The organism is Microbacterium sp. LWS13-1.2, from assembly GCF_040144835.1.
Taxonomy (GTDB): Bacteria; Actinomycetota; Actinomycetes; order Actinomycetales; family Microbacteriaceae; genus Microbacterium.
The window spans coordinates 1,680,669-1,706,012 of the sequence record NZ_CP151632.1; the positions used below are offsets into that span (position 1 = coordinate 1,680,669).

At 63.1% G+C, this 25,344-nt stretch carries 19 protein-coding genes and 2 tRNA genes; 6 read left to right on the top strand and 15 right to left on the bottom strand.

Annotated features, from left to right (window positions below; genetic code table 11):
* Positions 1–78: 78 nt before the first annotated feature.
* The 7 genes from MRBLWS13_RS08095 to MRBLWS13_RS08125 all read right to left on the bottom strand — a co-directional run bounded on the left by MRBLWS13_RS08095 (position 79) and on the right by MRBLWS13_RS08125 (position 9,222).
* Complete coding sequence (locus tag MRBLWS13_RS08095) at positions 79–1,443, bottom strand: sugar ABC transporter substrate-binding protein (RefSeq protein ID WP_349428513.1); 1,365 nt, start codon at positions 1,441–1,443, stop codon at positions 79–81.
* Between the two features lie 12 nt (positions 1,444–1,455).
* Positions 1,456–3,918, bottom strand: coding sequence for a glycoside hydrolase family 2 TIM barrel-domain containing protein (locus tag MRBLWS13_RS08100; RefSeq protein WP_349428514.1), 2,463 nt, complete (start codon positions 3,916–3,918; stop codon positions 1,456–1,458).
* Between the two features lie 46 nt (positions 3,919–3,964).
* A complete protein-coding gene (gene dhaK, locus MRBLWS13_RS08105; protein WP_349428515.1) occupies positions 3,965–4,960 on the bottom strand; it encodes a dihydroxyacetone kinase subunit DhaK in 996 nt (331 codons plus the stop codon).
* Positions 4,957–5,631 carry a dihydroxyacetone kinase subunit DhaL gene (dhaL, locus tag MRBLWS13_RS08110; RefSeq protein ID WP_349428516.1) on the bottom strand — a complete coding sequence of 225 codons (675 nt, stop codon included), beginning with the start codon at positions 5,629–5,631 and terminating at the stop codon, positions 4,957–4,959. Before dhaL ends, dhaK begins: the two co-directional genes overlap by 4 nt.
* Entirely contained in the window at positions 5,628–6,398 is a 771-nt protein-coding gene (locus MRBLWS13_RS08115) for an HAD-IA family hydrolase (RefSeq protein ID WP_349428517.1), read from the bottom strand. Before MRBLWS13_RS08115 ends, dhaL begins: the two co-directional genes overlap by 4 nt.
* 26 nt (positions 6,399–6,424) lie before the next feature.
* A complete protein-coding gene (locus MRBLWS13_RS08120; RefSeq protein WP_349428518.1) occupies positions 6,425–7,288 on the bottom strand; it encodes a class II fructose-bisphosphate aldolase in 864 nt (287 codons plus the stop codon).
* A gap of 107 nt (positions 7,289–7,395) precedes the next feature.
* Positions 7,396–9,222: a GAF domain-containing protein gene (locus MRBLWS13_RS08125; RefSeq protein WP_349428519.1), complete on the bottom strand. Its 1,827-nt coding sequence runs from the start codon at positions 9,220–9,222 to the stop codon at positions 7,396–7,398.
* A gap of 259 nt (positions 9,223–9,481) precedes the next feature.
* On the opposite strand from MRBLWS13_RS08125, the gene MRBLWS13_RS08130 reads away from it, so the two are divergent.
* The 3 genes from MRBLWS13_RS08130 (at position 9,482) to MRBLWS13_RS08140 (ending at position 13,247) form a co-directional block, all read left to right on the top strand.
* A complete protein-coding gene (locus tag MRBLWS13_RS08130) occupies positions 9,482–9,907 on the top strand; it encodes a heme-binding protein (protein WP_349428520.1) in 426 nt (141 codons plus the stop codon).
* The gene (locus MRBLWS13_RS08135) at positions 9,904–12,087 is read left to right on the top strand and encodes a malate synthase G (protein WP_349428521.1); all 2,184 of its coding nucleotides are present in this window, start codon (positions 9,904–9,906) and stop codon (positions 12,085–12,087) included. Before MRBLWS13_RS08130 ends, MRBLWS13_RS08135 begins: the two co-directional genes overlap by 4 nt.
* A gap of 173 nt (positions 12,088–12,260) precedes the next feature.
* Positions 12,261–13,247: a LacI family DNA-binding transcriptional regulator gene (locus tag MRBLWS13_RS08140; RefSeq protein WP_349428522.1), complete on the top strand. Its 987-nt coding sequence runs from the start codon at positions 12,261–12,263 to the stop codon at positions 13,245–13,247.
* On the opposite strand, the gene MRBLWS13_RS08145 is transcribed toward MRBLWS13_RS08140, so the two are convergent.
* The 5 genes from MRBLWS13_RS08145 to MRBLWS13_RS08165 all read right to left on the bottom strand — a co-directional run bounded on the left by MRBLWS13_RS08145 (position 13,231) and on the right by MRBLWS13_RS08165 (position 18,686).
* A complete protein-coding gene (locus MRBLWS13_RS08145) occupies positions 13,231–14,214 on the bottom strand; it encodes a beta-propeller fold lactonase family protein (RefSeq protein ID WP_349428523.1) in 984 nt (327 codons plus the stop codon). The two genes, MRBLWS13_RS08140 and MRBLWS13_RS08145, sit on opposite strands and share 17 nt — an antisense overlap.
* On the bottom strand, positions 14,211–15,359 hold the full coding sequence (locus tag MRBLWS13_RS08150) for a Gfo/Idh/MocA family oxidoreductase (RefSeq protein ID WP_349429020.1): 1,149 nt from the start codon (positions 15,357–15,359) through the stop codon (positions 14,211–14,213). The genes MRBLWS13_RS08145 and MRBLWS13_RS08150 overlap by 4 nt, the downstream gene beginning before the upstream one ends.
* A gap of 47 nt (positions 15,360–15,406) precedes the next feature.
* Positions 15,407–16,717 carry an extracellular solute-binding protein gene (locus tag MRBLWS13_RS08155; protein WP_349428524.1) on the bottom strand — a complete coding sequence of 437 codons (1,311 nt, stop codon included), beginning with the start codon at positions 16,715–16,717 and terminating at the stop codon, positions 15,407–15,409.
* Positions 16,718–16,828: 111 nt separating this feature from the next.
* Positions 16,829–17,758 carry a carbohydrate ABC transporter permease gene (locus MRBLWS13_RS08160; protein ID WP_349428525.1) on the bottom strand — a complete coding sequence of 310 codons (930 nt, stop codon included), beginning with the start codon at positions 17,756–17,758 and terminating at the stop codon, positions 16,829–16,831.
* A complete protein-coding gene (locus tag MRBLWS13_RS08165; protein ID WP_349428526.1) occupies positions 17,748–18,686 on the bottom strand; it encodes a sugar ABC transporter permease in 939 nt (312 codons plus the stop codon). The genes MRBLWS13_RS08160 and MRBLWS13_RS08165 overlap by 11 nt, the downstream gene beginning before the upstream one ends.
* Positions 18,687–19,078: 392 nt before the next feature.
* On the opposite strand from MRBLWS13_RS08165, the gene MRBLWS13_RS08170 reads away from it, so the two are divergent.
* Positions 19,079–21,694, top strand: coding sequence for a hypothetical protein (locus tag MRBLWS13_RS08170; protein WP_349428527.1), 2,616 nt, complete (start codon positions 19,079–19,081; stop codon positions 21,692–21,694).
* A 26-nt stretch (positions 21,695–21,720) separates the two neighbouring features.
* Here the strand turns inward: MRBLWS13_RS08170 and MRBLWS13_RS08175 are convergent, their stop codons facing one another.
* Positions 21,721–22,488 (bottom strand): IclR family transcriptional regulator, encoded by a 768-nt coding sequence (locus MRBLWS13_RS08175; protein ID WP_349429021.1) that lies wholly within the window; start codon positions 22,486–22,488, stop codon positions 21,721–21,723.
* A gap of 438 nt (positions 22,489–22,926) precedes the next feature.
* On the opposite strand from MRBLWS13_RS08175, the gene MRBLWS13_RS08180 reads away from it, so the two are divergent.
* Positions 22,927–23,985 carry a type IV toxin-antitoxin system AbiEi family antitoxin gene (locus tag MRBLWS13_RS08180; protein ID WP_349428528.1) on the top strand — a complete coding sequence of 353 codons (1,059 nt, stop codon included), beginning with the start codon at positions 22,927–22,929 and terminating at the stop codon, positions 23,983–23,985.
* A gap of 43 nt (positions 23,986–24,028) precedes the next feature.
* A complete protein-coding gene (locus MRBLWS13_RS08185; protein ID WP_349428529.1) occupies positions 24,029–24,973 on the top strand; it encodes a hypothetical protein in 945 nt (314 codons plus the stop codon).
* Positions 24,974–25,134: 161 nt separating this feature from the next.
* Here the strand turns inward: MRBLWS13_RS08185 and MRBLWS13_RS08190 are convergent.
* Both MRBLWS13_RS08190 and MRBLWS13_RS08195 read right to left on the bottom strand, forming a co-directional pair.
* A tRNA-Met gene (locus MRBLWS13_RS08190) sits at positions 25,135–25,208 on the bottom strand.
* A gap of 36 nt (positions 25,209–25,244) precedes the next feature.
* Positions 25,245–25,316 (bottom strand) — tRNA-Thr (locus tag MRBLWS13_RS08195).
* Positions 25,317–25,344 lie beyond the last annotated feature (28 nt).

A 25,344-nucleotide genomic window follows, 5' to 3' on the forward strand; every position in this document is an offset into this window, starting at 1 on the left:
AGAGTCATCTCACCTTTCGGGTGGTCGGGAGTCGGCCGGTGGCGGCGGCCTCGTGCGTTCGGAGCCGCCGCCAGGGGATCAATTCGTGGCTTCGAACTGTTCCTGGGCTTCCTGCAACGCGTCGACGATGTCGTCTCGCGACACACTGCCTGTCGTCGCCGCCTGTGCGACGAGCTGGGTGACAGCACCTCCCACGTTGGCCGTGAATCCCGCGAAAGTCGGGATTCGGGGGAATGTCGTCACTCGGTTGGCGAGGATCTCCGAGAACGTTTCGATGGCAACCGGGTTGTCTGTGTAGGTGATGACGCCATCGGTGTTGACGGGCAGGGCTCCGAAGGGAACATCGATGATCTCCTGGGCTTCCGGGCTCGTGATGTACTTCACGAACTCGAGAGCTGCTTCCTTATGCTCGGTGTTCTTGAAGATGGAGATGTTGATTCCACCGACGAATGAGGAGATGTCCTCTCCGCCGGAGGGCAGCGGAATCGGCGTGGGGATCGGTACGATTCCGTAGTCGTCGGGCGTCAGCCCGCGCTCGCGGAGAGCACGTTCTACGTCGTTTTGACCCATCAGCATGGCCGATTTGCCGTCAACGAAGTTCGCCATCGGTTGTTGCGTGTCGGTGTTCTGAGCATCTGCCGGGTTGACGACACCGAGCGATCCGATCAGGTCGATGTATCGCTGGATCCCATCGACCAGTCCGGGGTCGGTGAAGGTCGGGCTGCCCTCGGAGTCGAACGGCGCACCACCGTCTTGCGTTCCCAGGATGAAGGCCATGTGCATGTTGGTCTGGGTCATCCCGCCCGGGATTGACAGCCCCCATACGCCGTTGTCTGGATCGGTGACCTGCTGGGCGACCTCAGTGAGCTCTTCCCAAGAGGTCGGCGGCTCCACCCCTGCCTCGGCAAGGATGTTCTTGTTGTAGTAGAGCCCGTAGACGTACCCGATGTACGGGATCGAGGTCGGTGGCTGACCCTCAGCACCGCCGGTCGCGAAGGAGGCAGGCACGAAGCGCTCAGACCCGCCGATGGCTTCCAGCTCCTCGTCGCCGAACGGGAGGAACGCGCCGGTGGCCTGGAAGGTGGTGGCATTCGAGTTGCCGATGTTGATGACGTCGGGTCCCACGCCTGTCGAAGCTGCCGTGAGGGTGCGGTTTGTCAGGTTAGCCCAGTCGACAACCTCGAGCTTTACGTGGATTCCGCTTTCTTCCTCGAACGCGTCCAGCACGGGCTGGAGTGCCTCCTCGGTCAGAGCGATGCTCGGTGCCTGCTGGCTGGCCCAGAATTCGATCTCGACCGGTCCGTCTGCGTCGCCTGATCCGGAGCTGCTTCCGCTGCATCCCGCTGCGGTGACGGCGAGTACCGTCAGGCCGGCTATCGTCAGTGATGCTCTTGTTTTCATTGCTGTTGTCTCCTCTTTGAGTGCGTGGGTCGGTTGGCCCACGGTGGATCCGACCTACGGCCGGCTAGGCTCTTTGGTCTCGGTCGCCGAGGACGGGAACGTCACGATCCGACGGGCGTTGAGCGCGGAGACGGCCACTTCTTGTGAAGCACCGATGAGCTGGGTAGCCGAGGCTGGAAGATCGAAGTAGTTGGCTGCAGCCACGGAGCCGTTTTCCTCCACTAGGTCGACGACGACACTTCGTGCGAAGGAGTCTGTCGACAGCACGAGGCCTGCGGGCGTCGACTCGATGGAGAGTCGAGCTTCGGGCAGATGAAGGTGGCGTTCTCCCGTGGCGAGCCACGTGGCGCGCATTTCGTTCGCGCGTGCATGCAGCAGCTGGGACCTGCGCACCACGGCGCCGAGCGATCCTGCATCGAATACTCTTCGAGATTCCCCCGGGCCCACGCTGACCGAGATCGTGGCCGACGCGAGGACATCGCCGGCGAACTCTTCGCGAGAGACGGTGAGTTCGGCATCGAACCGATCGGCGGTGTCGTTCGTGACCCAGACGTGCAGGTCGTCGGCGCTCTCCTCGAAGGACAGGAGGACCGGCGCGTATGCGCGCTGCAGAAAGTAGAACGGGACTTTGGGCTGGAGATACGAGTCGATGACGCTCCAGTAGAGGATCGGCCATGGATCGTTCAGTCGCCACACGAGGTTGCCCCAGTTGCGGCGGGGACCGCTCGCCTGACCATTCGGTCGCCCCCTGCGCTGACGCTCCACCCGTTGCTGCAGGTACTCACCGTGCGCCATTCCGAGGACGCGGATCAGATCGCCGGCGGACTTCGGCTCCAGGTAATGCTCGACCTCCCCCACTTTGTCCCAGGCACCGTCCGGCGCGCGGTATCCCCACATGTCTGGCCACATTGGGGTGCCGGGCACGCGCACTGTCGCGTCGTGACCGGCAGGCCAGAGTTCATCGGGATTCAGGAAGCGTGCCATCGAGCGCAACGATGGAGCACTCACCCGTCCGGTCTCGGATACGAATGCAGGAACCGACGTCCCGGGACTCCAGGTCAGGGTGGTGTAGTCGTGCCAGTCACCCTCTCCGGGCGTGTTCGCCTCGATCCCCCCGAACGGCGAACTCGGGTGATAGGGACGCGTGCCGTCCAGTTCGGCTACGACCCCGGCGATCAGTTCGCTGAAGAGCGACTCTCCGATCTGCGGGGCCGAGCCGTACTGGAACTGCCAGCCCATGTGGTTCTCGTTGCCGCCGCACCAGATAACGACACATGCATGGTTGCGCAGTTCTCTTACGAATCCGGCGACCTCGAGCCGGACGTCCTGGGCGAACTCAGCGACATCGCCGGGGTATGCGTGATACTCGAACATGAAGTCTTGCCAGACGAGGATTCCGCGTCGGTCGCACTGTTCGTAGAACTCACGGACCGGGAGGTGCCCTCCGCCCCACACGCGCAGCATGTTCATTTCGCCTCGTTCGACGAGGTCGAGAAGCGCGTTGGCACGATCGCTGTCCCAGATGTTTGAGATGCCGACGAGATTGGCCCAGTTCGCACCCTTGGCATAAATCGGAACCCCGTTGACGAGGAACCTGAAGATCGGTTCCTGCGTGGATGGGTCCTGGGTCTCAAGCACGATGGTCCGGAGCCCCAACGTTTCGACTCGACGGTCCAGGACTGCTCCAACGGAGTCAGACACTTCCACTTCCAGGCGGTAGAGCGGGGACGGGCCATGGCTTCTCGGCCACCACAGCTCGGGGTTCAGTATCTCGATCTCCCATGAGTCCGACCCGAGTTGGCTACCCGTCTGCGACTCACCATCAGGCCGCACCAACCGCCACGTCAGCTTCGCATCGCCGTGCCCACCAAGCGTGGGAGTGACCGACACGACGGCTCGGTCGGAGCCAATCTGTTGCGAGATTCGCAAACCGTCGATGGCCAGCCGCTCGGTGACATCCAGTTCGACGCGACCGATGCCCACTTTCACGAACTGCGGACGCATGCCGAGGTAGCTCGCAAAATCTCCCGCACCCTTGCGCAGGTACTGCTGCCGAGCGAGAAGGCTGCGATGGTTCGCCGGAGGAACGATCTCTTGCACGGCATGCGGAGCCGACTCGAGAATGGCGACAAGAGTGTTGGCATCACCCGCCGGGGCGAGCAGCGACGTGACGTCGATTCGGTGTGTCCGGAACATGTTGGCGGACCGGAGGACCAGCTGACCGTTGACGTAGAGCGTTGCGACGGTGTCCAGTTCAGAGATCTGGAGATACACGCGTCCCGACTGGGGGACCAGCGGCGAGGAGAAGTCACGCCGGAGCGCCCAGTCATGTTCGCCTACCCATTCACTGTCGGCGGCGTTGGCACCCTCCTGGGGATCCGTGATCTCGCCGCGCGATAGCAGCCACTCGTGGATGCTGATCGGGACTTCTGCAGGATGCCACGCGTACCCGTCGTCGGACGGGGCGGCCGGATCCCAGCCTTTCCCGCTGATGTCGGCGACCTGCCAGTCACTCACCAATGCGTGAGTCGTTCTCATTCGTGTGCTCGCTTCTCTCCGCGTCTCAGAAAATCCGGATGCCGGCCTCGGCCGGTTCCGCGAGCAGCGACTCGATCTCTTCATCGAGCCGCACGAGCGTGATCGATGCTCCGGCCATGTCCAGCGAGGTGCAGTAGTCGCCGACATACGATCGGCCGATTGCGATGCCCGCTTTGGACAGGCGCTGATGCGCTCTTCGGTAGATGACGTACAGTTCACCGATCGGCGTGCCCCCGAGGCCGTTGATCATGAGCGCCACACGGTCACCGGCTTGGTATGGAAGATCGCCGACGACCGAGTCCAGCATTTCGTCCGTCAAGACGTCTGCATCGACGATGGCCGCCCTGCGACGGCCAGGCTCGCCGTGGATTCCAACTCCGATCTCGATCTCGTCATCGCCGAGGTGGAAGAGCGGGCTTCCCTTCGCGGGAGGGGTGCAGGCCGTCAGGGCGACGCCCATGCTGCGGGTGACGGAGTTCACCTTCTCTCCGATGCGGACGAGCTCGTCGATGTCGGCACCTCGCTCCGAGGCTGCGCCGACCGCTTTGATGACGAAGAAGTTGCCCGCAACGCCGCGCCGTCCGACTGTGTATGTCGAATCTTGAACCGATACGTCGTCGTCGATGAAGACTGTGCGGACGTCGACGCCATCGGCACGACTGAGCTCTTGGGCCATCTCGAATGCCATGCGATCGCCGGTGTAGTTGTTCACCAGAAGGAGGACGCCGCTGTCGGAAGCGAGGCGTTTCGTTGTTTCATAGACGTACTCGACGGGCGGGGCGGCAAAAATGTCGCCGGGGCAGGCGGCATCGAGCATCCCGCGGCCGACGGTCAGAACGTGTGCCGGCTCGTGACCAGATCCCGACCCCTGCACTATCGACACCTTGCCGGCGAACGGAGCGCCCTTTCGCATGATCAGATTGCATGCGGACTCGTATTGCAGGGTGGTCGGGTTCGCGAGCGCGATGCCTTCGAGCATTTCGGCGACGAAATTCTTCGGCTCATTGACGAACTTCTTCATGGTCCTTGGACTCCTTTGGCTTCGACCTGCAGTGCCCGCTCAGGCCACAGGTACGAGATCTGTTCGAGGATGATGGCGACGACCATCGCGCCTGCGTCAGGCGACCCGATGCTTCGCTCACCGCTGTAACTCGCACGACCGCGGCGCGCTTGGAGCCCGCTGGTTGCCTCGGCGGCCGATCGAGCGGTTCGAGCGAGCAGAGGAAGCAACTCCGCGGACTCCACCTCGCGTTCGATCGCTTCACGCAGGCAGTCGCTCATCGGCTTCAAGACGTCCAGAAGGGTCTTGTCCCCGATCTCGGCCTTACCTCGCTCCTTGATCCCCGAGACGGCAGCGTCGAGCATGTCGCCCACTTGGGATGGAGTGACTGATTGCAGACCGCGCGCGATCATGGCCGCCCTCAGGAAACCGGTGCCCCATATCGGCCCGGAGGTGCCTCCGACGCGACTGGCGATTGCCAGGGCGATACCCTGCAGGAACGTTCCGATGTCTGCGCGATCGAACGAATCCCACCTGGCCAGAACGACTTCGAACCCTCGGGCCAATGAATACCCGAGATCGCCGTCTCCGACGACCGCGTCCAGATCGCCGAACTCAGCCTCGCGTTCAACGGCGGTCCTCGCCGTGATGAGCACGATGAATTCCACGTCCTCGATGCCGTCGCGATTCATTTCCCGACCTTCCCCTGGGCATCGACGCCCGCACGCTGCAGCACGAGCGAAAGGTCGGCGAGCTGGACTTCTGGTCCGGGCTCGACGCTGAATGGGTCGCTGATGACCCTCGCCGGCTCGCCCGAATCTCCGAGTGAAGTCAGCACCAACGCGCTTCCCGAGAAGTCGTCATGTCGCGTATAGGTGCTTGCGGTGACCACCGTGGTCAAGCCCGCCGCAGACGCCGCCGCCACGCCGATGCCGCTGTCTTCGATGACGAGTGTCGTCTCGGGATCAGCTCCCAGCGCTGCGCGTGCAAGGTTATAAATGTCCGGTGCGGGTTTCTTGTTCCTCACGATGTCGCCCGCGAAGACCGCGAATAGCGCGGCCAAGTGCTGGCCCGCGACCCGCTCGAGGACAGCGTGAACGGATGCGCTGGCCGAGGTGGAGGCGACGGCGAGCTGCCACCCTTCCTCGGCAGCCTGGCGAATGAGGCGAGGGATGCCGGGCCGGGGAGGAATCTGTCCGGACTCGATCAGACCGCGATAGACGGCCGACTTGCGGTCGTGCCAGTTCGCCACGAGCCGCGCCTGGTCTTCCGTGCCCGTGGGCAGCGCATTGTCGGAGACGAATCTGGGCGTGAGCAGCGTCTTCAACCGCTCCTTGCCGCCCCCGACAGACACGAGTCTGGCGTAGTCGTCATCCGACCATTCGACGGGGAGGCCGATATCCGCGAACATGGCATTGAATGCGGGCAGATGGCCCTCACGCTCGGTATCGGCAAGCACTCCGTCGCAGTCGAAAATGAGAGTCGTCACAGCGCTGCCCGCCCTGAACTCCCGAATGCATTCGCCAGGTCGCGGGTCAGAGACGACATCGTCTGCCCGGCGAAAGAGAACAGTGAGGGTGGATCCCACACGCCCCGCGTCTCAGCCTCGCGCAAGAACGACAGGCTGGATTTCATGAAGGCGAGCTTCAGACCCGTAGACACGTTGACCTTCGCGCATCCGGCGCTGATCAGGTCTCTGACGGCCTCAGGACCGATTCCGGTGCCGCCGTGCAACGCGATCGGGACCGACGTGAGGGCAACCAGATCGCGCACACGATCGACATCGAGAGTGGGTGTGGTCCGATACTCACCGTGCGCGTTGCCGATCGCCGGCGCGAACATGTCGACTCCCGTGGCGCGAATGAACGAAACCGCTGTGTCGAGACTCTCTCGCCTGGATTCCTCGTCGGATCCGTGGCCGTCCTCGACTCCGGTGATCGCCTCGATTTCGCCTTCGACATCCGCCCCGTGTTTCCTCGCCTCCGCGACCACCTCGAGCGTCTGACGCTGATTCTCGGCGACCGACAGTTGTGACGCATCGAACAGGACCGAGTTCCACCCCAGTCGAAGACACTCGCTGATTACGTCTCGGTCGGGGCAGTGATCAAGGTGGAGGGCTACGGGTACATCGACTCCCGACGTCATCGCCGTCCAGGACGCATAGATGGTCGCTGCGCCCAACGATCTCACCGTCTTGACGGATGTCTGAACGATCACCGGCGACTGCGCTTCGACGGCCCCGGAGAGGACGGACTCCATCGACAAGTCGTTGAAGACGTTGACGGCGGGGACGCCGTATCGCAGCTCGAACGCCCTATCGACGATCTCCTTCGTAGTGACGACCGGCATGCTGACCTCTCCTTTGTTGTCCGCTGATACGACGCTAAGAGAGCCGCGCGAGGCGGGGTATTGGGACAATCCCGCCCTTTTGGTAGGGATCTCCCCCAGCCGGGCGCTCACCGTCTCGACGGGGAATTCGCAGCAAGCGACGTGCGATTCGCCGAGCCGGTCTTCCTCAGAACCGCGCCGACGTGCTTCTCCGCGGTCTTGACGGAAATGCCGAGGCGGGCCGCGATCTGCTTGTCCGGAAGCCCCTGTTCGACCAGTTCGCGAACCTGCCTTTCACGCGTAGTGAGGTGGTCGGGCCCGGCGATCACGCCCGCCCTATCGAGCATCTGGGTGGTGATCAAGAGCCCGCTCTGACCACCGCCTGCAGCGCCGACGACCGCGCGGGTCAGGCCGGTCGCATCGATGTCTCGAGACACGAATCCGAATGCGCCGTTGCGCGCCGCGTTGCGAACAGCCTCATCGCCGACCGAGCCGATCAAGAGCAGCACCGCGACGGATGGCGCCGCGCGATGAAGGTAGGCGCTGAGGCGCGAGCCTTCGAGTGTGGGGCTGTCGATATCCGCCAGCACCACGTGAGGTTGGAGCATCTCGCAGGCCTCGACCACGTCGTCGGAGCTCTCGATCTCGGCGACCACCTGAATGTCGGGATCCGTCAGGCTCAGCATCCTGACCAGTCCTGCTCTGACGACGGGCTGGTCGTGCACGATGAGGACGCGCCACCGCGCGCGTGTCCCCGTGGGCCCGGCCGGAAGCAGCGGAAGTTCTGCCCGCAACCTGGTACCCCACCCGGGGGTGGACTCGAGTTGGAGATCTCCGCCGAGCCGCCGGACTCTCGCCACTAAGCCGTGGATCCCGTTTCCGTTCAGGAGGGGCGGAGACGGATGGCCTCGCCCCGTCTGAAGATCGAAGCCGCGACCGTCGTCCTCGACGAGGATCGACACCCGCTCGTCCGAGAAGATCAATCCGACTCGAACGTTATGGGCATGGGCGTGCGTGACGACATTGGTCAGCGCTTCCTGCGTGACGCGAAATACCTGTCGGCTGATCTCCGCATCCAGCGCCTGCTGCTCTCCAAGAACGCTGAACTTCGTCTCGATGCTGACGCTGGATGCTGCCCACTCGAGTTCGAGCCGGATGGCCTCAACCAAGGAGTTTCCGTCGAAGCGTCCGCCGCCGGTGTCGAGTACCGTGCGGCGTGCGTCACTGAGGACTGCTCGGGCTGCCGTGCGCGCGCGCAGGATGCCGGCGGTTCGCTGCCCGGAGTCCTGTGCACGCTCCACCGCGTCGAGGTAGCGCAACACATCCGTCAGTCCACGTCCAAGGGTGTCCGACACGTCACGGATGAGACGCTCGCGTTCGGCGAGAATGGCGGCGTCACTGGCCCGGGCCGTCGCGAGGGAGTGCAACCGCGCATTCGCAATCGCTATCGCTGCGTGAGTGGCGAACAGCTCCAGGATCGCGACATCGGACGCTGTGAACCGTCGCCGGTCATCCTTGCTGAAGGCGATGCAGCTCCCGATGATGGCGCCGTTCCAGCGGATGGGTACGCCGATCACTCCGTGAACGAACGCGCGTTCACGTTCGGGGATGTGGCCACCGGGAACGTCGGAGTAGTTGTCGAACACAACGGCGTCGTTCTTGCGCACGATTTCCCCGGTGACACCCTCGGTCAAGGGGAACGTCTGCCCAGACTGGCATCCGACGCCAAGATCGACCTCCTTTCGGTAAACGTGTGCCTCCTCGTCCACCGTGCAGATCGATCCGCTCTCGCAGTTGAGCAGCTCCAACGCATGTCGCAGGATTCGGTCGAGAAGAGGCTGTATCGCGAACTGGCCGGCAAGGTCGTTGGCAAGCGTCGCGAGAGTGGAAAACTCCTCGCGAAGGCGGGCGAGCTCAGCTGTGCTCAGATCTGCGTACTCCAGCTTCGCTGTCATCCAGACCTCCGTCGGTCGAGTGAGTTGGCATCCCGGCAACCACGGGCGACGAGTTCGGGATCAGGCACGGCCGACGCGAGGGTCGCGCACATGCCCTGCTTTTGTTGTTGCTCCCCCGTTATACCTTCATCTCGTTTCTTCCGCAATGCGGATTTGATATTCCGCATTGCGCTATTGCTGGATAGTGTTGAGTGGCGGTGCCGACAACCGCAGCCCAGACCCAGACCCAGACCAGTCCTTGAGCGAAGCGGAGCTACACGTGGCAACCCACACACGACAGCCGACCATCACCTATGACACCGCAGCGCATGCTGTCGCCGCCGCGGTACGGATCGGCGCCGAAGTCGGGATCCGTGCAGTGGTCTGCGTCGTGGATCCATCGATGAATCTGGTGGCCTTCGCGCGCGCAGACGGGGCTACGCCGCACAGTGTGGAAACCAGCCGGCGCAAGGCTGACACTGCGGCATCCACCCGGCGACCGAGTGCTTCCATGCGGGCCGATCTCGTCTCGGCGCTCGAACATGGAAGCGGGGGACGCCTCACGAGCATCGCCGGCGGCGTCCCCCTGATCTTCGACGGCCTGCTTGTCGGCGGCCTCGGGATAGCCGGAGGCGCCCCCGAGCAGGACATCCAGGTCGCCGAGTTGACCCTTGCTGAAATCGGCGCAGAAGGAGCGGAGTCATGACATCGACACGACAGATGAAGGCGGGATTAGACGTCGCGGCACCGATCGTGGCCTTCGCTGAAGAAGAGCTCAACGCGCTCGGGCTGTCCGTCGACGACTTCTGGGCAGGCCTGGCAGCGATCGTCACGGATCTCACCCCACGCAATCGCGCACTTCTCTCGCACCGCAACGCGCTTCAGAAGCGTCTGGACGCATTCCACCGAACTCACCCCGGAAGACCCGACCCGGACACATACCGCACGTTCCTTCGTGAGATCGGATATCTCACGAAGGAACCCCAGCAGTTCACGGTCTCAACTACGAGCGTCGACCCGGAGATCAGCGGAACTGCGGGACCCCAACTCGTGGTTCCCCTGCTGAACGCCCGGTTCGCGATTAACGCAGCGAATGCCCGATGGGGGTCCCTATACGACGCGCTCTACGGCACCGACGCCATCCCCGAACAGAGCGGACGCGACAGAGGTGACACGTACAACCCGGTCCGCGGAGCTGCTGTCATCGCCTTCGGTCGAGACTTCCTGGACCGCGGCGCGCGCCTTGTCCGAGGTTCGCACGCACAGGCGACGGCGTATCGCGTCACTGGTCGAGACCTCGTCATCGAGATGACAGACGGATCGGAGACGGCGCTCGCCAGGAGCAGCGACTTCCGGGGCTATACCGGCCATCCCGAAACACCCGACTCGGTCCTTCTCCGTCACCACGGCCTGCACATCGAGATTCGCTTCGACCGTTCAGGAGCGATCGGAGCCAACGACCCGGCCGGCATCGACGATCTCGTACTCGAGTCGGCCGTCACCACCATCATGGATCTCGAGGATTCAGTCGCCGCAGTCGACGCCGATGACAAGGCACTCGGCTATCGCAACTGGCGAGATCTGATGCGTGGCACACTGTCGACACACGTGACCAAGGGCGATCGGTCGTTTGTGCGCACGATGAATGAGGACCGGCAGTACACCTCTCCGGACCGAGAAGAGATCATCGTCCCCGGCAGGTCGCTCCTTCTCATTCGAAACGTCGGCCACCTCATGACGACAGACGCGGTTCGCGACCTGCACGGCGACGATGTCTTCGAGGGAATTCTCGACGCCGCCATGACCGCCCTAGGCGCGGTGTCCGACCTTCGCGGCGAAGGACATCGTCCCAATTCGCGTATGGGATCGATGTACATCGTGAAGCCGAAAATGCACGGCCCGGACGAGGTGCGCTTCGCCGTCGACCTCTTCGCGCGCGTGGAGAAACTGCTGGATCTTCCCGCGCGCTCACTGAAGATCGGCATCATGGATGAAGAGCGCCGAACGACGGTCAATCTGAGGGCGGCGATCGCCGAAGCATCCGATCGAATCGTCTTCATCAACACCGGCTTCCTCGATCGCACGGGCGACGAGATACACACCTCACTTCAGGCTGGGGCGATGGTCCCGAAAGCCGGAATGCGAAACCAGCCGTTCATGGCCGCGTACGAGCAGGCCAACGTCGCGGCAGGACTGTCGGCGGGCTTCCGCGGGCACGCACAGATCGGTAAGGGCATGTGGGCGATGCCAGACCTGATGCACGACATGCTCGAGCAGAAGGCAGTCCATCCCCGCTCGGGTGCGACAACGGCCTGGGTTCCCTCACCGACAGCCGCAACCCTCCACGCGGTTCACTATCACGACGTCGACGTCGCCTCCGCGCAGGACGCTATCGCGGCCTCTCCCCTGCCCGACATCTCGGAGATCCTGCGCCTTCCGCTCTGGGAGGGAGAGCGGAACCGAGCGCAGGTACGGGAGGAGCTCGACAACAATATCCAGTCCATCCTCGGATATGTCGTCCGGTGGATCGATGCCGGCGTGGGCTGTTCAAAAGTGCCGGACATCCACGGGGTTTCCCTCATGGAGGACCGCGCGACGCTGCGGATCTCCAGCCAACTCCTCGCAAACTGGCTTGCACACGGATTGATCGACATCACGGACATCGACGAAAGCCTCCGTCGTCTGGCGCCCGTCGTTGACGCACAGAATGCAGGCGATCCGGACTACGAAGTGCTCATCGGCCCTGACGGACCCGGCTTGGCGTTCGAGACTGCTCGCAGGCTGGTCATCGAAGGAGCCACTCAGCCGAATGGCTACACCGAGCCCATCCTTCATGAGATGCGGCGCCGCAAGAAGAATCTCCTTCGAACGGCTGTATCGGCCTAGTTTCGACGGTTCCCGGGCCATGCCCATGACTTACCGTCACTGGACCGTTGGCGGTAAAGTCACCGCTGAGGTGAGCCACACGGTTTGGGACCGCCCCGGATGCCCGCTCGCCACGAGGATCTCGAATGCCCACGGGTAGCCCCGACCACACGATCACTCTCCACGATGTCGCCGTGGCGGCAGGCGTGTCAGTCTCATCGGCATCACGTGTCATGAGTGGTCGTGGTGAGTTCGGGGCCGGGACGCGCGCGCGAGTCATCGCGGCGGCCGAACAGCTGGGCTATGAACGCTCGGCGACGACGCGGGGGCGTCCCCGCAATCTCGACACGAGGCTTGTCGAGCTTGTGTTGGGCACATTCAGCGGGTCATGGACGGACGCCGTGGTGCGAGGCGCCCGCGAAGCGGCGTTCCGGGTTGGCTACGATCTCGCCCTCACGCTCGAACGTGATGAGCCCGAGGACGACTGGCCCGCGCGGGTTGCGACACGCCGGCCGTCGGGGATCATCCTCGGGGTCATCACGCCGACGACACGGCAGCTTGACCAGCTGAGGGGCCTTCGGATCCCGATCGTGCTGCTTGACCCTCGGTCTGATGTCGGCGGCGACCTGCCGAGCATCGGCACAACGGACTGGCGCGGTGGTTACGACGCGGGGGTGCATCTTGCCTCGACAGGCATCCGTCGATTCCTCATCGTCACCGGCGCTCCGCAGTTCCGCTTTGGCCGCGCCCGCGAAACCGGTTTCCGGCAGGCGATCGCCGAGTATCAGCAAGGCGCTGTGATCGACCGTGTGACGACGGATTGGGAGCTCTTGCAGGTGACCTCCGAGTTCTTCAAGCCCTTCGTGGAGATTGACGAACGACTGGGCGTCTTCGCGCTCAGCGATGACATGGCGTTCATCGTCTATCGCGTCGTAGACGCGTTAGGGCTGTCCATTCCCGACGATGTGAGCATCGTGGGTTTCGACGACGTCGAGCGCGCTGCCCGAATGGAGCCTCCGCTAACGAGCATCCGTCAGCCGGTGACCGCGATCGCGGCACGAGCCGTCGAAATGGTCCACGCCGCTCATTCCGGCGAAGAGGTTCACGAGCGCATAGAACTGCCGTCGCAACTCGTCGTGCGCGAGTCGAGCAGAGCGACGAATCTCACGAATCCAGGTTGACGACACTCGTGGGGTGATCCCACTTCGTGCGCCAGAGAATCTCTCCGCCGTCGGCATCCAGTCCGCACAGCTGAGAGTCTCGCGAGTTGGCGACCACGATCAGGTCCTCGCTGTCCTCCATGTCCCGCGGCCAAGACGGCCCTGAGTCGATGTCCTCGATCAACCGCGGGACCGCCTGCGAGGTATCCCAGATGGAGATGACGCCCGGTCCCCGATTCGCCAGGAGGACTGAATCAGGCCCCCGGCTGATGATCGCCGAGGGGGCGGGCGGCGGCATGCGGGTGACGCAGCTGGGCTCCACCCGCCATCCGACACGTGGATCCTCCGACCACAGCAGCTCGCCAGACAGTTCAGCGACGAGTAGGAGCAGGTGTTTATGGGGTAGCACATGCCTCGGTCCAGAACCCGCCGGCACCTCCCAGGACTCGAGCAGGGCCAACGACCCCGTGTCATCGATCGACACTCTTAGAAGTCGATCACTTCCGAGGTCGGGCACCAAGAGGTCGCCCTCGTACTCGACGACCTGATGGGGGTGCGACTGTGTCTGCCGATCACGATTCGGCCCCTCACCCTCGAAGACAAGAGTGTCACTCTCCCCACGAGCCACCCCGTCCGAGTCGCATGCGAATGTCGTGATGGAGCTTGATCCGTATCCGGCGACAACGATGAACTGCAAATTTGCCGTCACCATCACGTGACTCGTCGGCCCCGGTCCACATGCGACAGCATTCAGGATTCGCAGGCCGAACAGGCCATCGACCGCGAGTGTCAGCAACTGTGAACCTCCCGCCGTTTCGATCGTGGCATAGACGATTCCCCCGCCCGGGCGAACTGCAAGATAGGTGACCTCGCCGGTATCGAGCTGATCGATCACGTCGAGACTCTCGCGGTCAGCCTGCACCGTTGCAAGAACACCGGCGTGGGTGCCTGGTTCTCCGGAACCGACAGCGAAGATGCTCCCGCTCATTGAGCGATCCCCGCCGTGTCGCTGAAGCTCGTGTCGATCACCGTCGGGGCGAATGTCGATTCGATCGGTTGCGCCTCACCGGTTTGGCCGGACAGCTCGGCCTTGACCATGATCTCCATGATGTGTCGCGCCCGGTCGAACGGCATCTCGTTCTGCGCCCCGTCGTGCACGACGTCCACCAGATGCTCGAGGAACATCGCGCGCTGAACGTTCGCCGCATGCTGGCGCGCCAGCACATTGTGGTTGAAGTCCACGGACATCCAGCCTTTGACATCACGATCAGTGTCAACCTGGTAGACGTCGAGCCGGGGGTTCATGAAGTCGATGTTGTCCCAGACCGACATCGTTCCCTTCCGTCCGAAGATCTCCATGCGCGGGGCTTGCGACGCCCACACGTTATAGGTGCTGTCGAACACACCGAACAGAGAGTCGCCGAAGTCCAGGCTGATGACGTGGTTGTCGTCGTACTCGACGGGAACGACCAGACCGCGATAGGGACCTGACGGCACGGTCCGCGTGTCCTCGGTTCGCCCAAAGTAACCGAACACGCTCTTCACAGGGCGGTTGAGTACCGTCATCATTTCGAAGATCGAGTACACCCCTATCTCCCAGAGCGATCCATGCCCCTTGTAGTAAGAGCTGGGGTCGATGGGCCAAGGACTGCTCGCAGGCCCCGCACCCGATGTGCGGCTCTTGACGAGGGTCGGCCGACCGATCATCTCGGACGCGAGCAGGCGGCGCGCCTCACGACGGCTGGGGTACAGCATCGACGGCGGCGCATACACCACCGTCACCCCATTTGCCTTGGCGGTCCGCTCGATCTCCTCGATCTCCTCGACCGTATTGCAGATCGGCTTTTCGAGCGCGAGGTGCTTTCCTGCGTTGAGAATGACGAGCGATGTCTCGAAATGCGCTGGCGTCGGCGTGAGGTTGGCGACGGCTTCGAAATCTCCGTACTCCAGCATGGCGTTCAAGCTGTCGAAGCTGCGCGGTATGCCGTAGGTCTGTGCGACGGATGCAGCGAGGTCAGCGTTGAGATCGGCGATCGCCGTGATCTCAATCTTGTCCCGCAGGTGATGAATGTTGCTGATCACCCCCTTGGGGATCGTTGCGATCAGACCTGCTCCGAGCACTCCGAACTTCATGGCAGTCACTGCCTCTCCTTTCTGACTGAGGGACGAGCTGTCGCCTGTCAACCGGCGGCGGCGATGTTCGCCTCGAGTTCGTCGATCATCGCGGTGGCCGCTTGGTCAGGAGTCGTCCGACCGAACAGCACGTCCTCGCTGTACCGCTGAAGGACAAGCGGGAAGTTTCCCGCGCCGACCGGAGGCAGCACGACCGGTGCGCCCAGTTCTGACTCGATCGCATCCAGGTAGGCGACGTGGACTTCATCCGAGTCCGTGAGCTTGTCCTGGATCGACTCCCGCAGATCTGTGTTCGCCGGGATGCCGCGCTCCGTGGTCTGGATCTGGGCAGCGTCGGGCGTGTTGACCAGGAAGTTGATCAGTTCTGCAGCCGCCTGCGGATCCTTGGACCGCGCGGAGATCGACCAGAGCATCGACGCCTTGTACCAGAGCTGCGCGTCCGCTGCGGTGCCGTCGAGCGACGGGTACCGAAGAAGCTGAAGGCCTCCGCCCATGGCGGCGTCGTAGGCATTGAGCTGATTCGACCAGATCCAGTTCATGCCGACCTGACCGAGCGCGAACGCGGTCTGGTCGATGGGCTTGCCCATGTCTTCTGCCGCCTTGTCAGCGCCCGGAGCAGCGCCCGCCTCCTGCAAGTCCAGGTTGAACTCGAACCATCCCGCGAGGTCGTCAGCGTCGAATCCCAGACCGTCCTCGCTGAAGGCCTCCTTGCCATGCTGGCGCAGCCACACATTGATGGAGAGTTCGTTGATGATCGGCAGTGCGGTGCCGAACGTTCCCTCCGGTGACTTTTCCGTGAGTTCGGCTGCCAAGGCTGTGAAGTCATCCCACGTCCAGGTGCTGTCATCCGGAATCGCAACACCGGCGGCTTCGAAGAACGCCGGATTGATGACGATCGCGGGGGCGATGATGCCTGCAGATATACCCATGAGGCCCTCCGCGGTTTCTCCGGGATCGACCGAACCGGGTACGAACATCGAGGTGTCGATCCCTGCATCACTCAACTCAAGAAGGGCTCCTCGTCCGCCGTACTCACGGATGTACTTGTCGTCCATCTGAATGACGTCTGGAGCGTTGCCGGCTGCCACTTGCGTCGCGAGTTTGTCCCAATATCCACCCCAATCACTATTGGTCGTCTCCACCGTGATGTCAGGGTCGAGCTCGGTGAACGCGTCCGCGAGTGCCCGCGTATTCTCATCCCGCACCGCGTTTCCCCACCAGGTCAGGCCGATGGTCGATGGCCCCTCGGCACTCTCGCCGCCACTTGAGGCGCCGCAGCCACTCACGGCGACGGCGACGGCTGTCGCCATCGCGATGACGACGGATGCCCGCCGGAAAAAGTTGTGTCGTTCAGGCATTTTGATCTGCTCCTTCTCTCAAGGTGTGGGACAACGATGTCGCCCGATGTGACCGCCTCGCGGTCGTGTTCCTCACGGCTAGCCGTCGGTACTGCGCATCCGTTTCGGACCTCATTTCAACCCGGTCGTCGCGATGCCCTTGACCAGGAACCGCTGGCCGAGCAAGAACGCGAGGAATATCGGCAGCAAGGAAACGACCGACATCGCGAACATCGCCCCCCAGTCGCTTCCGCCGGTCGAATCGATGAAGACTCGCAATGCCAGCGGAACTGTGAGCATGTCGGGCGAAGTCAGGTAGATCAGCGCGGTGAAGAAGTCGTTCCACGTCCAGATGAACGTGAAGATGGCGGTCGTCGCCAGGGCGGGCACCATGAGCGGGAGAATCACGTGGTAGAAGGTACGAAGTTTGCCGCACCCATCTATTCGCGCCGCTTCATCGAGTTCGCGCGGAATCCCGCGGATGAACTGCACCATCAGGAAGACGAAGAACGCGTCTGTCGCCAGGAACTTCGGGATGATCAGCGGCAAGAAGGTGTTCACCCATCCGAGCTGCGAGAACAAGATGTATTGGGGCACGACCACGACATGAAACGGCAGCATCACCGTGAGCAGCATGACCGCAAACCACAGCCGTCGCCCGCGAAATCGCAGTCGCGCGAACGCATACGCTGCCAGCGAGCACGAGATGAGATTGCCGAGAATCGCACCGATCACCACGATCGCCGAGTTGAGGAGGTACTGGCTGAAGGGATAAGTGAGTGCGTTCCAACCGTTGACATAGTTGTCGAACTCAAGCGTCGACAGCCACAGACCCGGTTGCCTGAAGATCAGGTCATTCGGACGGAGGGAGCTCACGACCATCCAGAGCAACGGATAGATCATCACGATCGCCGCGAGAATCAAGGCGGCGTGTTTCAGCACGGAACGGAGACGTGATCCGCGCCAGCCTGTTAGGCGGATGCGCGGGCCTATCTCCCGCTGGCGGGCAGCGTCGGGCAGCACCACCGTCCGCGTCGCTTGCATGGTCGAGTCAGTCGTCATAGAACACCCACCAACGTGCGAAGAGGAAGTTGACGGCGGTGAACGCCGCGATGATCACGACGAGCAGCCAGGCCATCGCTGACGCGTACCCCATGTCGAATTGCCCGAACCCTCTCTGATAGAGGTACAGGGTGAAGAAGAGCGTCGAATCAGCCGGACCGCCTGTACCCCCTGAAACGATGAATGCCTGAGTGAACGACTGGAATGCGCCGATGATCTGCAGGACCAAGTTGAAGAAGATGATGGGAGAGAGCAGCGGCAGCGTGATGCGTACGAAGCGCGTCACCCTGCCCGCGCCGTCCAACGCCGCCGCCTCGTAGTACTGACGGGGGATCTGACGAAGCCCCGCGAGGAAGATGATCATCGGCGACCCGAAAGTCCACACGTGGAGCAGGATGAGCGTGCTGAGCGCGGTATCCGGGTTGGAGATCCAGCTGGGCAGATCGGTGAACCCGAGCATTCCAAGCACTTGGTTGACCAGCCCGTCTGCACCGAACATCTGCCGCCAGAGCACGGCGATGGCCACCGATGCACCGAGCAGCGAAGGCAGATACAACACCGAACGGTAAAACGGCAGCCCGCGCATCCCCCGATCCAGCAGCAGCGCCACCGCCAGCGCCACTGCAAGCTGCACGGGGACGGACACGACGACGTAGACGAAGGTGACCCGCAATGACGCCCAGAGGCGTGGATCGCCCGCCATTCTTTCGAAGTTCTCCAGGCCGATCCACTCGGGCGGTTGCAGCAGGTTGTAGTCCGTGAAGGACAGCACCAGAGACGCCAGCATCGGACCGAGCGTGATGACGAAGAGTCCAACGAGCCACGGCGCGAGGAAGAGGTACGCCGCCTTATTGTCTGGGTTTCGCTCCCGTACTCTCGGCGCACCCCTCGGTCGCCGAACCTCCGTGAGCTCCTTGAGAGCGCTCACCGGCTACGCACCAGGTCGCTGACTGAGGAGCGCCAAGTCCTGTGATCGGGCACCATTGCTCCATTCATCTGCGCATCGAAGTATTCTGCAATTCGGAATTCACTTCGCTGCTGTGGAAGGCTATGGGATCTCACGCAGCGCCGTCAACGGCGGGAAGATGGCTTGCGCAATAATGCGTCCGCTCACGAAAATCGTTGCCGGCAGCCGGTGGGGAGTGCTTATTGTTGCTGCACGAGGCGGTCCGCAACGCCCATCGCAGGTGTGCAGATGCACGTGCGATCATGCGGAAGCCGGGAAGTAGCACCGTGCGCCATCTGCGCAAGAATCCGGTTTGATCCGCGGGGCGAACGGTCTACAGCTCCCGCTCGCCGGGGACGGAAGCGAGGCAGAACATGAGCGACCAGGTCAGCGTGTCGGTCACGGTGGATCAAACGTCGAGTCTTTACGCGAGCGACGCCGTGCGCTGGGCGATAGCTCAGGTCGAGAGGGCGCAAAGCGGCGGGGGGAAATCCATTGCCCTGCGAGTCACGAGTACAGACGACATGGCTCTCGGCGAGACCGCTGCGCGCGTACACGGAGTGTCGGAAGCCTTCGCAGTGATCACTGGTCCCGACGGCCGCGTGATCGCTGGAGACGAGAGAGGCGTCGTGTATGCGCTTCTCGAGATCGAGGACACACTCCGGACCGGAGGCGATGTCATGCATGCTCTGCGGGAACGAGTCGAGGAGCCGACGAACGCGGTCCGAGGTATCATGCGGCTGTTCACCAGCGAGCCGGAAGACTCTCCGTGGTTTCGCAAACGTGAGTTCTGGGTCGAGTACCTCGACGAGCTCGCGCGCCACCGCATCAACCGCTTCACATTCACGGCCGGAGCGGGCTACGACTACCTGATCGATCGACAGGTGGACGATACCTACTTCTGCTTCTTCTATCCGTACGTGCTGAAGCTGCCGGGCTACGACGTGAGCGTCGATGGCCTGCCCGCCGCCGAACGCGAAGAGAACATGGACCTGCTGAAGTTCATTGCCCGCGAGACCGTCCGCCGAGGGATCTCGTTTCGCCTCGGCCTGTGGAACCACGCCTACGACTACGGCACCGATCGCGCCGACGAAAGGCATCGAATCCTCGGGCTGGGCTCCGAAACACACGCGATCTACTGCCGCGATGCCCTCGTCGAGCTCCTCCGCCAAGTACCGGAGATCTCGGGGATCACTTTCCGCGTCCACTTCGAGGGCGGCGTGCCCGAGCCCACGCACGAATTCTGGGCCACCGTTCTTGAGCGCCTTAGCGAAGTCGATACGCTCCACGAGCTCGACTTCCACGCGAAGGGCGTCGACGAGAACTTGATCGCCACCGTGGACGCGTTGGGCAAGAAGCTCGTGCTCTCGCCCAAGTACTGGGCGGAGCACATGGGTCCGCCATACCACCAGGCGTCCATCCGCACACGGGAAGCCGCGCCGCCGGCTTTGGTCGATGACCAGGGACGACCGCGCTTCGTGGGCTCACCGAACACCGGGCATCACGACCCGACCGTCACCGGCACCTCCGTCACCTCACGCCGCAGCTTCACTCGATACGGCTACGGTGACTTCCTCCGCTCCGATCGCACGTACGACCTGATCTACCGGGTGTGGCCGGGTACCCAGCGGGTGCTCATGTGGGGGGACCCAGCCATGGCGGCGGGCATCGGGCGGGAGGCGTCATTCGGCGGGGCCCTCGGAGTCGAGTGGTTCGAGCCGATGTCGTTCAAGGGCAAGAAGGGGTCCGGCTCCACGGGTGGTCGCGAGGTCTACGAGGATGCGGACCTCGCGCTCGGCATCGACGATTGGCGCAAGTTCTCATACACATATCGACTGTGGGGGCGATTGACATACGACCCCATGACCGAACCCGACGTGTGGAAGCGCGCATTGCGGCAGGACTTCGGCGACGCCGCCGACGAGGCCGAACAGGCTCTTGCGTCAGCGACCCGCATCCTTCCCTACCTGCTGCTGACGCATGCGCCGTCCGTGGCGAACAACGTCTACTGGCCGGAGATGATCACGCCGGTGCCGATCATCAGAGACGCCGCGCCGACAGCAAATCCGTACGCGGAATCCGGCTGGCCCGCCAACTCCGACTTCGACATGAACCCGCCGCACCACTTCGGCAACGTCAGTTCACTCGATCCGCAGCTGTTTGCGACAGTGGACGAGTTCGTATCGGCGATCACATTGGGCGGGGCCATCGCCAAGGTGACACCACTCGATTCCGCGGACAGGTTCGAGCGGCTCGCCCGCGCCGCGCTCGCACACCTCGCTGCTGCCTCTCAGTTGATCCCTGACGAAGATGACCCGACATGGCGACGCTGGAAGGCAGACGTGCGCATTATGGCCGGCATCGGGCTGTTCACCGCCTCCAAACTGCGCGCCGCGACAGCATTTGCCCTCTCCTCCCGGGGCACACCCGTCGCCGGATTCGACGCCGTGGAACACTACGACTCTGCAATACGTGCGTGGAAGGACCTATCCGACGTCGCGAGCGTGTACAGGAGCGATCTCACTTTCGGCCAAACGGACTACTCCCGCGGGCACTGGCGCGACCGACTCCCGGCCATCATTGCCGATCGTGATGCCGTCTCATCAGCGCTCTCGCATTCGACCGGAGCATCGGGACTCTCGCCGACGCTGGCAGACCTCACACGTTCGCCTGCCCCGCCAGCAACGATCGATGCTCCCGAGCAGGTAAAGCGAGGGGATGAGATCGCCGTTGTCGTCACTGCCCGAGGAACGAACGCAGTGAACCTCTGGGTTCGACGGACCGACCAATCGCAACCCTGGCTATCACTCCCGACGACGAGGGAGGGCCACTGCTTCTCCGCGACGATCGACAACTCCATGACCGACACGCCCTTCGACCTGCAGATCATTGTTGAGCTGGTAGGCGAGACCGATAGATGGCTGGTTCCAGGCTTCGATGACGAGCTGTCAGGCAGGCCCTATATCGTTGTGTCGGTACGCCCCCGATAACGCAGCCGTTCACCGCAGAGCTGCCGTCACCGAGCCGGATCGGAGGCGACCAGTTGGGCCTTCAGCCGACCTGCTGTTTCCCGGAGCGCGGGCACCATCCAATCTGCCGAGCTGAGAGTGACACGCGTGCTGGGACCAGACACCGAAATGCCCATCGCCGGGTGAGTTCCCGCGATGGCCATGGCGAAACAGCGAACGCCCACCTCTTGCTCACCTTCATCGATCGCATAGCCTCGTTGGCGGATCACGTCGAGTTCGGCGAGCAGATCTGCTTCGGTCACGATCGTGCTCGACGTGAAACGAGGCATGCCGATGCTACGGACGATTGCGCTGACCTGATCATCGGGAATTGTTGCAAGGAGGGCCTTGCCGACACCGGTGGAGTGCGCGTGCACCCGACGCCCGACCTCTGTGAACATACGCATCTGGTGTCTCGACGGCACTTGGGCCACGTAGACCACCATTCCGGCTTCAAGAGCCGCCAGGTTCGCAGTCTCATGCGCAGAGGACTCAAGCCCCTCAAGAGCCGGCCGCGCCCAGGCGGCGATCATGCGGGTCGCCTGATCGCCAAGCCTCATCAGGCCCGGTCCAAGTGCGTAATGACGCGATGGAAGTTGTCTGACATACCCGAGATCGACCAGGGTACGCAACAACCGGTGAACGGTGGGCATGGCCAAGCCGAGTTCGGCGGCGAGCTCGCTCAAGCTTGCCTGCCCTCCTCGATCACCCATCGCCTCGAGAGCCGCGAACGCGCGCACCACGGACTGCACACCAGACGCGCGTTCGACGGTCATGCCGTCCACCGCAAAAGATTATCCACAATGTGGAAGCCTAGCTGTTCGACGACGATCTCGACTATGTGGCCGCCATGCTCAGCAATGCCCGACGCTCCGAAGGCACACTGATGAGGCTGCCCGCGTCAGGCCCGAGGTCGTCGCGGGACGACGTCAGAACGGGCATGACACGCGCGTGCGAGCCGGACCCCTCTGTGCGGACCCGGCATCTCATGGGGCAAGAATCCGCCGATCCTCGGCTCCCGGCCTTTACCGCCAGCGATTGGTTACGTGCGCACTCCGTCGCGGGTGACGACGCACGTCTTGCCTCGGCCGCGCTGGCAGAGAACCCTCACTACCCGACCATCGCCTTTTTCGTCGATGTTCAGGTATTCTCACGATCGGATCGAAGAGCATTAATATCGAGATTATTCAGTTTTATCAATGTAGGATTTAATCATGGATATCCGAGAGAATTCGCCCTCCGTCTCGGCGCTTCGCCGCGCGGTTCCACCAGAGTTACAGCCCGAGTGGGACGGCGAGGTGTTGCGAATCAGCGATGGATGGGACTCTTGGGCGCTTCGTCCAGTGTGGGTCGGCGAGGGCCTCCCCGCCGATGCTAAGCGGGCAAGAAGCGAGATTGAACACGACCTCGAGGGCTTGGCGACCGTAACGCCGGTGGTAACTGCTCGGCGTATCAGTCCCGGTGCCAGAGAGGTTTTGGAAGAACAGCAGCTGTCATGGGCGGATGCAAGCGGTCGGGCCCAGATAGTTATCCCACGGCGACTCTACATCACGCGCCTTGAGCCGATCCGCGCAGATGCGGGACGCGCGTTCAAGTGGTCCGCGGCTGCAGATGCTGTGGCCGAGACGCTACTCGCGTGGCGCGCGCGAGAGGGTGCCGGCGGTGGAGGAGAGATTGAGCAGGTTGCCGTCGTCGCAGAGACGGCGGGTGTCTCAGTTGCTCACACCGCGCGGGTACTGCGTCACTTTGATGAACAGCGGTACACCGCCAAGACCGGTGCCGAGCGCGGCAGATCAGCGACTCGTCAATTTCGCGACCCCGGCCGCATGCTTAGCGACTGGGCAGGACACTACATGGCGGGTCCGGGACAAGGTGCGATAGTCGGGTTTCACGTTCCTTGGCGCGATTCGGAGCAGTCGCTCTCAGTGCTCGCTGAAGCATTGGCAGACCACGACTGGGCACTTACCGCCGAAGCGGCAGCGGACCACATCGCGCCCTACCTCACGAGCGTGCCGGCCGTCGACCTTTACGTCCCGGAACACCAGATCTTTTCCGCCGGTAGCGCACTGTCCCAACATCCCGAAGTTACTGGAGTGGAGTCAGGCGGACGAATCCGTATGCACGCCGCGGACGCACACGTGTTCCGTCTTACCGAAAACGTGAAGGGGTTCCGCACCGCGTCCAGAGTTCGCGTGTATGCGGATCTATTGCGCCAGCGAGGACGTGCGGCCGAAGCTGCTGAGCACCTGCGGCAGGCGACAATTGGCTTCTGACCCGAGAACTCGCGAGTCACGCGCTCGCGCCGAGGAAGCGCTGGTGCGGTTCGCGCTGCTGGCTGGAGCTCATACCGACGATTTCGTGGTGATCGGCGGACTCAATCCGGAATATCTGGCCCCAGATGCGCCGGTCCCGCATCAGGGCACAACGGATGTCGACCTCCTCTTCGCTCTCGGCTTCGACGAACACTCGTTTGCGACGGACTTCGCTTGGCTCGACGACGCGCTCACGACGGGCGGCTTTACCTCACCCAACATGTGGCGGTGGGACGCGATGCTCGGCGACGCTCAAGTTCGCCTCGAGTTCCTCTGTGACGTTTGGGACCACACGGCAGATACGGTGCCGTTACCCGGGTCCCGGTTGGCGGTCGCCAGCAAGCTGGCTGGCCCGGCCGCAGCTCTGTTCGCTCCCGTGCAACGAGAACTGAGCGTCCCATCGGCAGCGCGTGCCCACTTCCCCGAGGCCCCGAAGATGGTGTCGCTTCGCTTTGCGAACCTCGGCAGCTATTTGCTGGCGAAGGCAGCAGCGGTGCTATCGCGGGTGCTTCGTAAGGACAAGTACGACCTCATGTACGTGACCCTGTACAACGCCCACGGAGGAGCGGCGGGGGCCGCACGTGTGGTGGCCGCCCAACTCGAGATCGCCGGCGACGCTGCTGGGCCAGATGACATCCGCGAAGCGATGACCAGGTATCTCGATTTGAACGGCTCGTGGGCAGGTGTGTTCGCTGAGGTCATGAGGGACACCGGTGACACTGGAACCGACGCAGAGCTCCGCGCAGATGCCGCTGTCGGTGCCCGACGATTTCTCGAGACGATGGACGCTGCGAGGGCCGGCGTGGGGGCGAAGTGTGATGGCGCCAGACTGGTCGCGCGGCGCCGGCAGAGACTCCCCCGGCGAGAGGGTCGAGTTGCAGTGCACGCGACAATGAACGCTACGCTCCGGAGCGACTCCCGTGCCGGTGCGCACTACCGAGAATCCTGAGGCCACCGCTTCGCCACCGCACGAACCCGCGAGATTCCGCGGTTTGCCGGCGGATTCCGCCGCGAGGACGGTGGGCGAGTGTGGGCAAACCGTGGCAACTGTCGTCACACCACCATGCCAGGTGCAAACGAAAAACCCCGCTGACCAGGGTTTTTCTGATGTAGCAGGAGCGGGGCTTGAACCCGCGACCTCACGATTATGAGTCGTGCGCTCTCACCAACTGAGCTACCCTGCCGCACGGCATCCGTGGTGAATGGAAATGGATGCTGCGAGCCCCGAGTCAGGATTGAACTGACGACCCCTTCCTTACCATGGAAGTGCTCTGCCACTGAGCTATCGGGGCGAGCTGCCTGCGAGCAGGCAACTAGAAG

What these genes read in the sequence shown, in the direction of transcription:
- MRBLWS13_RS08145 (WP_349428523.1), bottom strand. Translation starts at nt 14,214, where the DNA reads ATGAGCGGGAGCATCTTCGCTGTCGGTTCCGGAGAACCAGGCACCCAC.
- dhaL (WP_349428516.1), bottom strand. Translation starts at nt 5,631, where the DNA reads ATGAATCGCGACGGCATCGAGGACGTGGAATTCATCGTGCTCATCACG.
- dhaK (WP_349428515.1), bottom strand. Translation starts at nt 4,960, where the DNA reads ATGAAGAAGTTCGTCAATGAGCCGAAGAATTTCGTCGCCGAAATGCTC.
- MRBLWS13_RS08170 (WP_349428527.1), top strand. Translation starts at nt 19,079, where the DNA reads ATGAGCGACCAGGTCAGCGTGTCGGTCACGGTGGATCAAACGTCGAGT.
- MRBLWS13_RS08160 (WP_349428525.1), bottom strand. Translation starts at nt 17,758, where the DNA reads ATGACGACTGACTCGACCATGCAAGCGACGCGGACGGTGGTGCTGCCC.
- MRBLWS13_RS08125 (WP_349428519.1), bottom strand. Translation starts at nt 9,222, where the DNA reads ATGACAGCGAAGCTGGAGTACGCAGATCTGAGCACAGCTGAGCTCGCC.
- MRBLWS13_RS08135 (WP_349428521.1), top strand. Translation starts at nt 9,904, where the DNA reads ATGACATCGACACGACAGATGAAGGCGGGATTAGACGTCGCGGCACCG.
- MRBLWS13_RS08180 (WP_349428528.1), top strand. Translation starts at nt 22,927, where the DNA reads ATGGATATCCGAGAGAATTCGCCCTCCGTCTCGGCGCTTCGCCGCGCG.
- MRBLWS13_RS08175 (WP_349429021.1), bottom strand. Translation starts at nt 22,488, where the DNA reads ATGACCGTCGAACGCGCGTCTGGTGTGCAGTCCGTGGTGCGCGCGTTC.
- MRBLWS13_RS08155 (WP_349428524.1), bottom strand. Translation starts at nt 16,717, where the DNA reads ATGCCTGAACGACACAACTTTTTCCGGCGGGCATCCGTCGTCATCGCG.
- MRBLWS13_RS08150 (WP_349429020.1), bottom strand. Translation starts at nt 15,359, where the DNA reads ATGAAGTTCGGAGTGCTCGGAGCAGGTCTGATCGCAACGATCCCCAAG.
- MRBLWS13_RS08120 (WP_349428518.1), bottom strand. Translation starts at nt 7,288, where the DNA reads ATGCCGGTCGTCACTACGAAGGAGATCGTCGATAGGGCGTTCGAGCTG.